The organism is Streptomyces sp. NPDC001868 (genome assembly GCF_040297125.1).
GTDB lineage: Bacteria > Actinomycetota > Actinomycetes > Streptomycetales > Streptomycetaceae > Streptomyces.
On sequence record NZ_JBEOYO010000003.1, the window covers coordinates 62377 to 75271 of the forward strand.

General features: G+C 72.5%; 10 protein-coding genes. 6 read left to right on the forward strand and 4 right to left on the reverse strand.

Annotation, left to right across the window (positions count from 1 at the left end):
* Positions 1-19: 19 nt before the first annotated feature.
* Both ABT147_RS05055 and ABT147_RS05060 read left to right on the forward strand, forming a co-directional pair.
* A complete protein-coding gene (locus ABT147_RS05055; protein ID WP_351402769.1) occupies positions 20-1792 on the forward strand; it encodes an acetyl/propionyl/methylcrotonyl-CoA carboxylase subunit alpha in 1773 nt (590 codons plus the stop codon).
* Between the two features lie 199 nt (positions 1793-1991).
* Positions 1992-2558: a TetR/AcrR family transcriptional regulator gene (locus ABT147_RS05060; protein ID WP_351402770.1), complete on the forward strand. Its 567-nt coding sequence runs from the start codon at positions 1992-1994 to the stop codon at positions 2556-2558.
* A 141-nt stretch (positions 2559-2699) separates the two neighbouring features.
* Here ABT147_RS05060 and ABT147_RS05065 read toward each other — a convergent pair whose 3' ends face one another.
* Complete coding sequence (locus tag ABT147_RS05065; protein ID WP_351402771.1) at positions 2700-3707, reverse strand: DeoR/GlpR family DNA-binding transcription regulator; 1008 nt, start codon at positions 3705-3707, stop codon at positions 2700-2702.
* Between the two features lie 121 nt (positions 3708-3828).
* A complete protein-coding gene (locus ABT147_RS05070) occupies positions 3829-5277 on the reverse strand; it encodes an NAD(P)H-quinone dehydrogenase (RefSeq protein WP_351402772.1) in 1449 nt (482 codons plus the stop codon).
* Positions 5278-5456: 179 nt separating this feature from the next.
* On the opposite strand from ABT147_RS05070, the gene ABT147_RS05075 reads away from it, so the two are divergent.
* From ABT147_RS05075 to ABT147_RS05085, 3 genes are all read left to right on the forward strand, one after another.
* Entirely contained in the window at positions 5457-5894 is a 438-nt protein-coding gene (locus ABT147_RS05075; RefSeq protein ID WP_351402773.1) for a gamma-glutamylcyclotransferase family protein, read from the forward strand.
* A gap of 127 nt (positions 5895-6021) precedes the next feature.
* The gene (locus ABT147_RS05080) at positions 6022-6846 is read left to right on the forward strand and encodes a purine-nucleoside phosphorylase (RefSeq protein ID WP_351402774.1); all 825 of its coding nucleotides are present in this window, start codon (positions 6022-6024) and stop codon (positions 6844-6846) included.
* Positions 6847-7171: 325 nt separating this feature from the next.
* Positions 7172-8803 carry a phospho-sugar mutase gene (locus ABT147_RS05085; protein ID WP_351402775.1) on the forward strand — a complete coding sequence of 544 codons (1632 nt, stop codon included), beginning with the start codon at positions 7172-7174 and terminating at the stop codon, positions 8801-8803.
* Between the two features lie 76 nt (positions 8804-8879).
* Here the strand turns inward: ABT147_RS05085 and ABT147_RS05090 are convergent, their stop codons facing one another.
* Both ABT147_RS05090 and ABT147_RS05095 read right to left on the reverse strand, forming a co-directional pair.
* On the reverse strand, positions 8880-10763 hold the full coding sequence (locus ABT147_RS05090; protein WP_351402776.1) for an ICP22 family protein: 1884 nt from the start codon (positions 10761-10763) through the stop codon (positions 8880-8882).
* 292 nt (positions 10764-11055) lie between these two features.
* Entirely contained in the window at positions 11056-11739 is a 684-nt protein-coding gene (locus tag ABT147_RS05095; RefSeq protein WP_351402777.1) for a PH domain-containing protein, read from the reverse strand.
* 197 nt (positions 11740-11936) lie between these two features.
* Here ABT147_RS05095 and deoC point away from each other — a divergent pair, with 197 nt between their 5' ends.
* Positions 11937-12890, forward strand: a complete 954-nt coding sequence (deoC, locus tag ABT147_RS05100) for a deoxyribose-phosphate aldolase (protein ID WP_351403013.1) — start codon at positions 11937-11939, stop codon at positions 12888-12890.
* Positions 12891-12895: the final 5 nt, after the last annotated feature.

Sequence of the window (12895 nt, forward strand, 5' to 3'; positions counted from 1 at the left end):
TCAAGGAGAGGGAGCCATCGTGCGCAAGGTGTTGATCGCCAACCGAGGCGAAATCGCTGTCCGCGTCGCCCGGGCGTGCCGGGACGCCGGGATCGCGAGCGTGGCCGTGTACGCCGATCCGGACCGGGACGCACTGCATGTGCGGGCCGCCGACGAGGCGTTCGCGCTGGGCGGTGACACGCCGGCGACCAGCTACCTGGACATGGGCAAGGTGCTGCAGGCGGCGAAGGACGCGGGCGCGGACGCGGTCCATCCGGGGTACGGCTTCCTCTCGGAGAACGCGGAGTTCGCTCAGGCGGTCCTGGACGCGGGCCTGATCTGGATCGGCCCGCCGCCGCAGGCGATCCGCGACCTGGGCGACAAGGTGGCGGCCCGTCACATCGCCCAGCGCGCCGGTGCCCCGCTGGTCGCGGGCACCCCCGACCCGGTCTCCGGGGCGGAGGAGGTCGTGGCGTTCGCCGAGGAGCACGGCCTGCCGATCGCCATCAAGGCGGCGTTCGGCGGCGGCGGCCGCGGCCTGAAGGTCGCCCGCACCCTCGAAGAGGTCCCGGAGCTGTACGACTCGGCGGTCCGCGAGGCCGTCGCCGCGTTCGGCCGGGGCGAGTGCTTCGTGGAGCGCTACCTGGACAAGCCCCGCCACGTGGAGACCCAGTGCCTGGCCGACAGCCACGGCAACGTCGTCGTGGTCTCCACCCGTGACTGCTCCCTCCAGCGCCGCCACCAGAAGCTGGTCGAGGAGGCCCCGGCGCCGTTCCTGTCCGAGGCGCAGAACGCCGAGCTGTACGCGGCGTCGAAGGCCATCCTGAAGGAGGCCGGCTACGTCGGCGCCGGCACGGTGGAGTTCCTGGTGGGCCTGGACGGCACGATCTCCTTCCTGGAGGTCAACACCCGCCTCCAGGTCGAGCACCCGGTCACCGAGGAGGTCACCGGCATCGACCTGGTCCGCGAGATGTTCCGTATCGCCGACGGCGAGGAACTCGGCTACGACGACCCGCCGCTGCGCGGCCATTCCTTCGAGTTCCGCATCAACGGCGAGGACCCGGGCCGCAACTTCCTCCCGGCCCCCGGCACCGTCACCACGTTCTCCGCGCCCACCGGCCCCGGTGTCCGCCTGGACGCGGGCGTGGAGTCCGGCTCGGTGATCGGCCCGGCCTGGGACTCCCTCCTCGCCAAACTGATCGTCTCCGGCGCCACCCGGCAGCAGGCCCTGCAGCGCGCGGCCCGCGCTCTGGAGGAGTTCACGGTCGAGGGCATGGCCACCGCGATCCCCTTCCACCGCGCGGTCGTCAAGGACCCGGCCTTCGGCCCCGAGCTGACCGGCTCCACGGACCCCTTCACGATCCACACGCGCTGGATCGAGACCGAGTTCGTCAACGACATCAAGCCCTTCGCGGCCCCCACCGACACGGAGGCCGACGACGAGACGGACCGCGAGACGATCGTCGTCGAGGTCGGCGGCAAGCGCCTGGAGGTCTCCCTCCCGGCCGCCCTCGGTATGACCCTGGCCCGCACCGGTCTCGCGGCGGGCGCCAAGCCCAAGCGCCGCGCGGCGAAGAAGTCCGGCCCGGCCGCGTCCGGCGACACCCTGGCCTCCCCGATGCAGGGCACCATCGTCAAGGTCGCCGTCGAGGAGGGCCAGGAGGTCAAGGAAGGCGACCTCGTCGTCGTCCTCGAAGCCATGAAGATGGAACAGCCCCTCAACGCCCACCGCTCCGGCACCATCAAGGGCCTCAGCGCGGAGGTCGGCGCCTCCATCACCTCGGGCGCGGCCATCTGCGAAATCAAGGACTGACCGCACATAGAATCCCCGCGCCCCAAGGCTTTGCGCCCTTCAGGGGCGCGGGGAACTGCGCGAGAAACCCCACGCACCCGCACCCGCCCAACCACCCCGGTCACCCGAGCTCTTAGGCTGAAGACGCCCCCGCCGGAAGAGAGCAGGTGACCCCACGGTGAGCCCCACCCCGGTCAAGCCCCCCGCAGCGGGACGTCCCATGCGAGCCGACGCCCGCCGCAACCACGCCCGCCTGCTCACCGAGGCCCGCCGCGCCTTCGCGGCCCATGGCACCACCGCCTCGCTGGAGGACATCGCCCGCCGCGCGGACGTCGGCATCGGCACCCTCTATCGCCACTTCCCCACCCGCCAGGCCCTTCTGAGCGCGGTCTTCGAGGAAGCCGTGGGCGATCTGCTGACCCGGGCACGGGAGCGGCTCGACGCGCCCCAACCCTGCGCCGCACTCGTCTCCTGGCTGCGCGACATCATCACCCACGCGGGCGAATACCGGGGGCTGGCCCAGGCCTTGATGACGGTCTCGTACGCGGACTCCCGCGCCGCGGACGAGAACGCCTCGGACCTGGCCCGGTGCTGCGCCCCCATCCGGGAGGCGGGCACCGCCCTCCTCCGGCAGGCGCAACAGGCACACGCCGTACGCGACGACGTGTCCATCGGCGACCTGCTCCAGCTCACCCACGCGATCGCGCTGGCGGCCGAGGAAACCCCGGACGACCCGGAGTTGGCCGACCGCCTGCTGAAGCTGACGTTGCGCGGCCTGAAGCCGTAGGCGGAACAGTTCCGAGCGCACGCACAGAACTGCCCGAACACACACGGAGCCACCGGAGCCACCAGAGCTACTGGCGCGCCACCGAAACCACTGACGCCACCAGAGCCGCCCGCCCTACTACCCCTACCCCTGCCGCTACCGCTACCGGCGCCGCAGATCCGCGACCCGCGCCGCCCGCTCCCGCTCCCGTTCACCGGCCGGCGGCTGGTCCCCCAGGACCGTGGCGGTGCGCAACTGGGGCGCGGAGCCGTGGACCTGGTTGCGGCGGGGCCCCGGAAGGGGCACGTCCCGGCGCGAGGGGCGCGCCGGGACGGGATCGCCTCCCGTACCACCGCCGCCCGCCGCCCCGGCCACGGAGATCTGCACGCCCTGATCGGCCAGGGCCTGCAACTCGGTGACCGCGCGGTCGTCGTGACCGGGCGGGTCGTCGGTGACCAGCCGGGTGATCACATCCGTCGGCACCGTCTGGAACATCGTGTCGGTGCCGAGCTTGGTGTGATCGGCGAGGACGACGACCTCGGCGGCGGCCTGGACCAGCGCGCGGTCGACGGACGCCGACAGCATGTTGGACGTGGACAGGCCGCGCTCGGCGGTCAGTCCGCTCCCGGAGAGGAAGGCCTTGGAGACGCGCAGCCCCTGGAGGGACTGCTCGGCGCCGGAGCCGACCAGGGCGTAGTTGGAACCGCGCAGGGTGCCGCCGGTCATCACGACCTCCACACGGTTGGCGTGGGCCAGCGCCTGGGCCACCAGCAGGGAGTTGGTGACGACGGTCAGCCCGGGGACCCGCGCGAGCCGGCGTGCCAGCTCCTGCGTGGTGGTTCCCGCCCCGACCACGATGGCCTCGCCCTCTTCGACGAAGCTCGCGGCGAGGTCGGCGATGGCCGTCTTCTCGGCGGTCGCGAGATGAGACTTCTGCGGAAAGCCGGACTCCCGCGTGAACCCGCCCGGCAATACCGCACCGCCGTGCCGGCGGTCGAGGAGTCCTTCTGCCTCCAGCGCGCGCACGTCCCGCCGTACGGTCACTTCGGAGGTCTGGACGACGCGGGCGAGCTCACGGAGCGACACGGCTCCATTGGCCCGCACCATTTCGAGGATCAATTGGCGACGTTCTGCAGCGAACACGAAACTGACAGTAACGCCAACGACCATCTGCTTTCAGCAGTTTGCGCCGAATAGCAGAAGTTGTTCGCATGGTGGGGCGAGAAGTGATATAGGGGCCAACCGGGACGGAAGTCCCCGGACCACCCGTCAGACGCCGTTCAGACGCCGTTCAGACGCCGTCGCCGGATTTGCGCGTGTGGAGCTGGCGCGCGACCTCCGCGATCGAACCCGACAGGGACGGGTAGACGGTGAAGGCGTTCGCGATCTGTTCGACGGTCAGATTGTTGTCGACGGCGATCGAGATGGGGTGGATCAGCTCCGAGGCGCGCGGGGACACCACGACACCGCCCACGACGATGCCGGTGCCCGGCCGGCAGAAGATCTTGACGAAGCCGTCCCGGATGCCCTGCATCTTGGCGCGCGGGTTGCGCAGCAGCGGCAGCTTCACCCCGACGGCGTCGATGACCCCGGCGTCCAGGTCGGCCTGGGTGTAGCCGACGGTGGCGATCTCGGGGTCGGTGAAGACGTTGGACGAGACGGTCTTCAGGTTCAGCGGGGCCACCGCGTCGCCGAGGAAGTGGTACATGGCGATCCGGCCCTGCATGGCGGCCACGGAGGCGAGCGCGAAGACGCCGGTGACGTCACCGGCGGCGTACACGCCGGGCGCGCTCGTCCGGGAGACCTTGTCGGTCCAGATGTGCCCGGACTCCTTGACCTTGACGCCGGCCTCCTCCAGGCCCATCCCCGCGCTGTTGGGGATGGCGCCGACGGCCATCAGGCAGTGCGAGCCGCTGATGACGCGCCCGTCCGCGAGCGTCACCTCGACCCGGTCCCCCACCCGTTTGGCGGACTGGGCCCGGGAGCGCGCCATGACGTTCATCCCGCGCCGCCGGAACACGTCCTCCAGGACGGCGGCGGCGTCCGGGTCCTCGCCCGGCAGCACCCGGTCACGGCTGGACACGAGCGTGACGCGCGACCCGAGCGCCTGGTAGGCGCCGGCGAACTCGGCACCGGTCACACCGGACCCGACGACGATCAGCTCTTCGGGCAGCTCGTCGAGGTCGTAGACCTGGGTCCAGTTGAGGATCCGCTCGCCGTCGGGCTGCGCGTCGGGCACCTCGCGCGGGTGGCCGCCGGTGGCGATGAGGACGGCGTCGGCGGTCAGGGTCTCCTCCGACCCGTCCGCGGCGCGCACCACGACCTTGCGCGACCCGTCGAGATCCTGCTGCCCCTGCAGCCGGGCGCGCCCGCGCATGACCCGCGCCCCGGCGCGCGTCACCGAGGCGGTGATGTCGTGCGACTGCGCCAGCGCGAGCCGCTTCACACGCCGGTTGACCTTGCCGAGGTCCACGCCCACGACACGCGCGGGCGTGTCGATGTGCGGAGTGTCGTCGGCGACGATGATCCCCAGCTCCTCGTACGAGGAGTCGAAGGTCGTCATCACCTCGGCCGTCGCGATGAGGGTCTTCGACGGCACGCAGTCGGTCAGCACCGACGCCCCGCCCAGACCGTCGCAGTCCACGACGGTCACCTCCGCGCCGAGCTGCGCGGCCACCAGCGCCGCTTCATATCCGCCGGGTCCGCCACCGATGATCACGATCCGAGTCACATGCCCCATTGTCCCGTACGAGCGCGGCTGGCACGCCCCCGGGGTACGGGGCCGCCCCTGGGCGCCCCCTGGGGGCGCGGGGAACTGCGCGACCAGCCACGACGCACCCGCACCCGCCAAACAACCGAACCCCCCACCCCATCAGGCACCCGGCCCCCCGAGCGGAGCGCTCCCGTACCCTCTCCCCCATGTCGCTCTACGCCGCCTACGCCGGCAACATGGACGCGCGGCTGATGTCCCGCCGCGCCCCCCACTCCCCGCTGCGCGCAACCGGCTGGCTGAACGACTGGCGGCTGACCTTCGGCGGTGAGCACATGGGCTGGGAGGGCGCGCTGGCCACGGTCGTCGAGGCGCCCCGCTCCCAGGTCTTCGTCGCGCTGTACGACATCGCCCCGATGGACGAGGAGGCGATGGACCGCTGGGTCGGGGTGGGCCTGGACATATACCGCCGGATGCGGATCCGCGTGCACACCCTGGAGGGCGAGGAACCGGCCTGGGTCTACGTCCTCAACGGCTACGAGGGCGGCCTGCCCTCGGCCCGCTACCTCGGTGAGGTCGCGGACGCGGCGGAGTCGGCGGGCGCGCCCCACGACTACGTGATGGAACTGCGCAAACGCCCCTGCTGACGCCCCCGCGGCGGTGCCGGCCGACGGGGATCGGTCGGAGAGTCGGTTGGAAACGACAAGACAACGATCGCGAGCGGGTGAGCCTCGCCATCTACGCGCGTAGGCCGGGACCGGATACTCTCGTCGCGTGAACGCATCTCTTCTTCCGGACGACATCCAGGGCGACCCGTACGCCGCCGCCGACGCCGCCGCCGCGCGCCTGCGCGAGCTGACAGGTGCCGAGACCCACGACGTCGCTCTTGTGATGGGCTCCGGCTGGGCCCCGGCCGTGGACGCCCTCGGCGCCCCCGAGGCCGAGTTCCAGGTCACCGAGCTGCCCGGCTTCCCGCCGCCGGCGGTCGAGGGCCACGGCGGCAAGGTCCGCTCGTACAAGATCGGTGACAAGCGCGCGCTCGTCTTCCTGGGCCGCACCCACTACTACGAGGGCCGTGGCGTCGCCGCCGTCGCGCACGGCGTCCGTACGGCCGTCGCCGCCGGTGTGAAGACGATCGTCCTCACGAACGGCTGCGGCGGTCTCCGCGAGGGCATGCGCCCCGGCCAGCCGGTCCTGATCAGCGACCACCTCAACCTGACGGCCGCGTCGCCGATCGTCGGCGCGAACTTCGTCGACCTCACCGACCTCTACTCCCCGCGGCTGCGCGCCCTGTGCAAGGAGGTCGACCCCTCGCTCGAAGAGGGCGTCTACGCCCAGTTCACGGGCCCCCACTACGAGACTCCGGCGGAGATCCGCATGGCCCGCGTCATCGGCGCGGACCTGGTCGGCATGTCGACGGTCCTGGAGGCCATCGCCGCGCGCGAGGCGGGCGCCGAGGTGCTGGGCATCTCCCTGGTGACCAACCTCGCCGCCGGCATGACCGGCGAGCCCCTCAACCACGAAGAGGTCCTCCAGGCAGGCCGCGACTCGGCGACCCGCATGGGTTCCCTGCTGACCCGGGTACTGGACCGGCTGTAACGCGCCCCAGAACTCGGGGGCGTCAGGTTCGTCGGCGAGCGCGGGCCCGGTGGGGGCTGGTCGCGCAGTTCCCCGCGCCCCTGAAAAAGCACGGGCTACGCCCCGTGCTTTTCCGGCCCGAAAGGGCCGTAGGCCCTTAAGGGGCGCGGGGAACTGCGCGAGAAGCCCCACCCACCCGCAGCCAAAGCACCCACCCCTCGGGGTCGAAGGGGCAATGCCCCTGGGGGATGGGACGGGTAGGGGCGGCGGGGGCGAGGACAATCGGACCCGCACCTCCCGCACGCCCCCAAGGCCCACACGAACAAAGAACGAGAGGTTGACCCCCGTGCACGACGACCTGATCGCCCGCGCCAAGGCGTGGCTGGCCGAGGACCCCGACCCGGACACCCGGGCCGAACTCGGCAAGCTGATCGACGCGGGGGACACGGCGGAACTGACCGCCCGCTTCTCCGGCACCCTCCAGTTCGGCACAGCCGGCCTCCGCGGCGAACTCGGCGCAGGCCCCCTCCGCATGAACCGCTCGGTCGTCATCCGCGCCGCCGCCGGCCTGGCCGCGTACCTGAAGAAGAAGGGCGCGACCAGCGGCCTCGTCGTCATCGGCTACGACGCCCGCCACAAGTCCGCCGACTTCGCCCGCGACACGGCCGCCGTGATGACCGGCGCGGGCCTGCGCGCGGCCGTCCTCCCCCGCCCCCTCCCCACCCCCGTCCTGGCCTTCGCCATAAGGCATCTGGGCGCGGTCGCCGGCGTGGAGGTCACGGCCAGCCACAACCCGCCGCGCGACAACGGCTACAAGGTCTACCTCGGCGACGGCTCCCAGATCGTGCCCCCGGCCGACGCCGAGATCGCGGCCGAGATCGACGCCGTACGCTCCCTCCACGACGTCCCCCGCCCCGACGCCGGCTGGGACACCCTCGACGACGGCGTCCTGGACGCCTATCTGGCCCGTACGGACGCGGTCCTGGCCCCCGGCTCCCCCCGCACCGCCCGCACGGTCTACACGGCCATGCACGGCGTCGGCAGGGACACCCTGCTCGCGGCCTTCGCGCGCGCCGGCTTCCCGGAGCCCGTCCTCGTCGCCGAGCAGGCCGACCCGGACCCGGACTTCCCGACCGTCGCGTTCCCCAACCCGGAGGAGCCCGGCGCGATGGACCTCGCCTTCGCGAAGGCCCGCGAGACCGGCCCCGACCTGATCGTCGCGAACGACCCGGACGCCGACCGCTGTGCCGTCGCGGTCGAGGAGGGCGCCGACTGGCGGATGCTGCGCGGCGACGAGGTGGGCGCGCTCCTCGCCACGCACCTGGTCGCGCGCGGCGCCCGGGGCACCTTCGCCGAGTCGATCGTCTCGTCCTCCCTCCTCGGCCGTATCGCCGAGAAGGCGGGCCTCGCCTACGAGGAGACCCTGACCGGGTTCAAGTGGATCGCCCGCGTCGAGGGCCTGCGCTACGGCTACGAGGAGGCCCTCGGCTACTGCGTCGACCCCGAGGGCGTCCGTGACAAGGACGGCATCACGGCGGCCCTCCTCATCACGGAGCTGGCCTCGCAGCTGAAGGAGGAGGGCCGCACCCTCCTCGACCTGCTCGACGACATCGCCGTGGAGCACGGTCTGCACGCCACCGACCAGCTCTCGGTCCGCGTCCAGGACCTCTCGCTGATCGCCCGCGCGATGGAGCGGCTCCGTGAGCGGCCCCCGACGGCCCTGGCCGGCCTGTCCATCACCAGGGCCGAGGACCTCACCCGGGGCACGGACCGGCTCCCGCCCACGGACGGGCTGCGCTACACGCTCGACGGCGCCCGCGTCATCGTCCGCCCCAGCGGCACGGAACCCAAGCTGAAGTGCTACCTGGAGGTCGTGGTACCGGTCGCCGACCACGCCGGGCTCCCGGCGGCCCGCGAGAAGGCGGCCGCTCTGCTGGCCGGAATCAAGCGGGACCTGTCGGCGGCGGCGGGCATCTGACCCCTCGCCTTCCCCACGAGCGAAGGCCCCGACCGGTGATCCGGTCGGGGCCTCCGTGCGTACGCCGCGAAATCGGTTACGGCACCAGCACCAGCACCGCCACCCACACCACGGCCAGCACCACGCTCACGGGCCACAACGGCAGGTCCCGGCCCCCGTGCTTCCCTTCGGGCCGCAGCGCGGGTTCCCGCCACATGGCGGTGATCTCGGCGGCGGTCCGCTCGTACGGGTGGACCAGGCGCAGTTTCCGTTCCAGCCAGCGCCAGCGCTCCGCGCGGACCGTCCAGACCTCGAACGACTCCAGGCGGCTGTCCACCGTCAGTACGGAGCCGGCGCAGCGGACGGTCAGGAGGTCGTCCCACTCGATGTGCCGGGTCCGGCGCCAGTCGTTCAGCCAGAGGCCCGAGCGGTCGGCCGTGATGCGCCAGGCCAGCACCTTGGGCAGCGTCAGGACCGCGAAGACGCCGAGCAGGCCACCGACGATGTGCTGCGTCAGCCCGTCCGGGTACAGCCCGATGGCGGCGAGGGCGACGATCGTGAAGAGGGCGGCGGTCCCGTCGGCCCACCCCGACCGCCAGCGCCGTACGGGCACCGGCTCGTCGCCCAGCCGCGCTCGGCTCTCCGTGACGGCCGTGGCCCGCAGTTCCTCGTGGACCGTGCTCCGCCTCGCCCCGGCCCGCTGCGCGGCGACCCGACGCCGTACGGCCCGTTCGGACAGGGGGCGCACCGGCCCGGTCGACGACTCGACGACCAGTTCCGCGAGCGAACCGACCAGCTCGGCGGGCGAACCGACCGGTTCCGCGAGCGAATCGCCCGTTCCCTCGTCCCCGTCCGTGCCGTCCCGGCCGCCCGGCTTCGCCAGCTCCACCGGCGGCCCCTGAGCCCCGTCCGGCTCCTCGGCCCCCTGAGCCCCCGCCGTCTTCCTCGCCGTCTCCCCTGCTTTCTCCCCTGCCGTCTCCCCCGGCTTCTCCGCCGCGCTGACGAGCACGATCTCGGCACCCTCGTGGGGCGGCCCGTACAGCACGGCCTCGCGCAGGGGGCCGGGCTGCTCGTCGTCGTCATCGACGGCCGCGAGAAGTTCGTCCATCTCCTCCCGGCTGATGCGCTCCTCGACCTCGTCGTCGCTCTCCTCGTACCACTCCTCGGTCGCCACGGTGAACAGCGGCCGCAGTGCCTCCGTGTCGTCGGCGGCGAAGACCTCGGTGTCCCCGTCGGCGCCGTCGCGTACGAGCACCCGGAGCACCGGCACGGGAGCGCGCCGCAGCGCGGCGGCCCGGCGGCGCCCCAGCCACCCGGAGAGCAGCGAGGTGAGCCCCCAGCCGGCCACGAACCATCCGACGAGCGTGACCTCGTGCCGGTCGGTGGCGACGTCCCAGCCGGAGGCGAGCGTGAGCAGCCCCGCGCCGAGCAGGGTCAGCACGCAGCCGAACCCCATGAAGAACCGGCCGCGCCGCAGCGGCCCCACCCCGTCCGGCACCGTGGCGGTCGCCCCCTCGGCGGCCACCTGGGCCCACTGCCGCTGGAGCCTGCGCTTGCCCAGCCGGATCTCGGCCGCGGCCCAGGTGAAGGTCACGGCGAGGAGGCCCAGCAGGGTCGGCACATCGCGTGATCCCCCGAACCAGGCCAGCAGGAGCATGAGGACGGGCGCCGAGAACCGTACGACCTCGGGCCGGACCAGGGTCCACACCAGCTGCAGCGGGACCAGTACGGCGAGCGCGGCGGGGACCTCCGCGAAGTTCGCCAGCCAGAAGCCGACGATCAGGCCGCCCGGGACGACGGCGAGGAGGTGCAGGGGGCGGGTCCTGGCCGGCACCCAGACGGGCGGCCGGGTCCGCGCCCAGGCATCCAGCTTCTCCCCGCTCCAGGCGACACAGCCCTCGGGCACGGCGGACTCGGGAAGCGGGCGTGGGGGGAGGGGTGCGGGCCCGGTCCGGGACCGGGGCTCAAGGTTCGTACTCATCGTTGACCAAGCTGTGGAGGCGGGACGCACGGGCACGTTCTGGCCCAACGCACCCTGGTTCACGGGGAGTTGGGTTGTCACATGCTTTCCGGACGTCTCGTCCGGCACGTTTCCCGCCACCATAGAACAAATGCCCGAGCCCTCTGCCTGAAAGCGCCCGACGCACAGCGCCCCGCCGAAAGCGCCAGACCCACAGCGCCCACGCTGAAAGCGCCCGACGCACAGCGGCCACGCCACCGCGCTCCCTGATTCACCGCAGGACAGCGCGTTCACCGCGGGACACCGCGCGGGGTCACCCCAGCGCGATCAGCACCGCCAGCAGCACGGCCCCCGCCACCGCGGGCCCCATGACCTCCCAGGCCCACCGCACACTCGGCTCCCCCTGCGACCCGGCCGCCTTCGCCCGCGCCTCGCACAGCTCCCGCAGATCGGCCATGACCTGATCGGTCTCCGCCCGCACGGGCCCCGCATCCACGGACGTACGGCCGCCGACGTCGCCCCGGGAGGCCCGCCGGGCGTCCCGGGCCTGCTGCCGGGCGGCCTTCTTCCGGCCGCGCAGCGAGACGGGGATCGCCCAGAGCTGGTACTTGGTGCCGCTCTCGTCGATCACCTCATTGGTGTAACCGGAGCGCAGCGACACGACCTGCGCCCAGGGCAGCTCGATCACCCGGAACGGGTTCCGCACCCGCAGCCGGTCGTCATTGGCGAACACGGCCGGCCGCACCGAGAAGGCGACCACCAGCGGTACGGCCACCAGCATCGAGGCCAGCGCCAGCCAGGGCGTCCGCCCCTCCCCCGACACCACCGCGTCCCCGCCGAGCCAGGCGAACAGCGCGAGCAGCGCCACCCCGCCCACCAGCCCGGCGGGCGACCGGTACACCCGGTCCTGGTACACGGGCTTGGCGGGCGCCGGCTTCGAGGCCTCGGGCGCAGGCGTGCGCTCCGACTCGGGCGACGGTCGATCCGGGTTGCTCATACGTCCGATTCTGCCCGACGCCCGGCACCTGCCCGCAGCCGAGGTCGCGCCCCCCGCGAGGGGCGCGGGGAACTGCGCGGGAAGCCCCACTCACCCGCACCCGCCATACGACAAGCACCCCCACCCCCTCGGGCGCCCATCAATCAATCCGAGGGCTGTACACCCGCTACGCGCGTAGATATGCTCGTCTGGTGACCATGTCCACAGCTGCACCCCACGCTCTCGCCGACGTCACCGGGTCCGACAGCACGCTGCGCCGCTTCCTCCACGGGCTGCCCGGCGTCGACCCGGTCGGCCTGGAGGCGCGCGCCGCCTCGCTCGGCACCCGTTCCATCAAGACGACCGCCAAGGCGTACGCCATCGACCTGGCCATCTCCATGGTCGACCTGACGACACTGGAAGGCGCGGACACCCCGGGCAAGGTCCGGTCCCTCGGCGCCAAGGCGGTCCTCCCCGACCCCGGCGACCGTACGGCCCCGGCCACGGCGGCGGTCTGCGTCTACCCGGACATGGTGCCCACGGCCAAGGCGGCCGTCGCCGGCTCCACCGTCAAGGTCGCCTCCGTCGCCACCGCCTTCCCGGCCGGCCGCGCCCCCCTCTCGGTGAAGCTGGCCGACGTCCACGAGGCCGTCTCCGCCGGCGCCGACGAGATCGACATGGTCATCGACCGGGGCGCGTTCCTCGCGGGGAACTACCTGAAGGTGTACGACGAGATCACCGCCGTGAAGGAGGCCTGCGGGACCGCCGCCCGTCTCAAGGTCATCTTCGAGACCGGCGAGCTCTCGACGTACGACAACATCCGCCGGGCCAGCTGGCTCGGCATGCTCGCGGGAGCCGACTTCATCAAGACCTCGACCGGCAAGGTCGCGGTGAACGCCACCCCCGCCAACACCCTCCTCATGCTGGAGGCCGTCCGCGACTTCCGCGCCCAGACAGGCGTCCAGATCGGTGTGAAGCCCGCCGGCGGCATCCGCACCACCAAGGACGCGATCAAGTTCCTCGTCCTGGTCAACGAGACCGCCGGCGAGGACTGGCTGGACAACCACTGGTTCCGCTTCGGCGCGTCCTCGCTCCTCAACGACCTGCTGATGCAGCGCCAGAAGCTGGCCACCGGCCGCTACTCCGGCCCCGACTACGTGACGGTGGACTGATCCCC

Coding starts and splice junctions, on each gene's coding strand:
- ABT147_RS05090 (WP_351402776.1), bottom strand. CDS start 10,763: ATGAGTACGAACCTTGAGCCCCGGTCCCGGACCGGGCCCGCACCCCTC.
- ABT147_RS05060 (WP_351402770.1), top strand. CDS start 1,992: ATGCGAGCCGACGCCCGCCGCAACCACGCCCGCCTGCTCACCGAGGCC.
- ABT147_RS05065 (WP_351402771.1), bottom strand. CDS start 3,707: ATGGTCGTTGGCGTTACTGTCAGTTTCGTGTTCGCTGCAGAACGTCGC.
- ABT147_RS05075 (WP_351402773.1), top strand. CDS start 5,457: ATGTCGCTCTACGCCGCCTACGCCGGCAACATGGACGCGCGGCTGATG.
- ABT147_RS05070 (WP_351402772.1), bottom strand. CDS start 5,277: ATGGGGCATGTGACTCGGATCGTGATCATCGGTGGCGGACCCGGCGGA.
- ABT147_RS05095 (WP_351402777.1), bottom strand. CDS start 11,739: ATGAGCAACCCGGATCGACCGTCGCCCGAGTCGGAGCGCACGCCTGCG.
- deoC (WP_351403013.1), top strand. CDS start 11,937: ATGTCCACAGCTGCACCCCACGCTCTCGCCGACGTCACCGGGTCCGAC.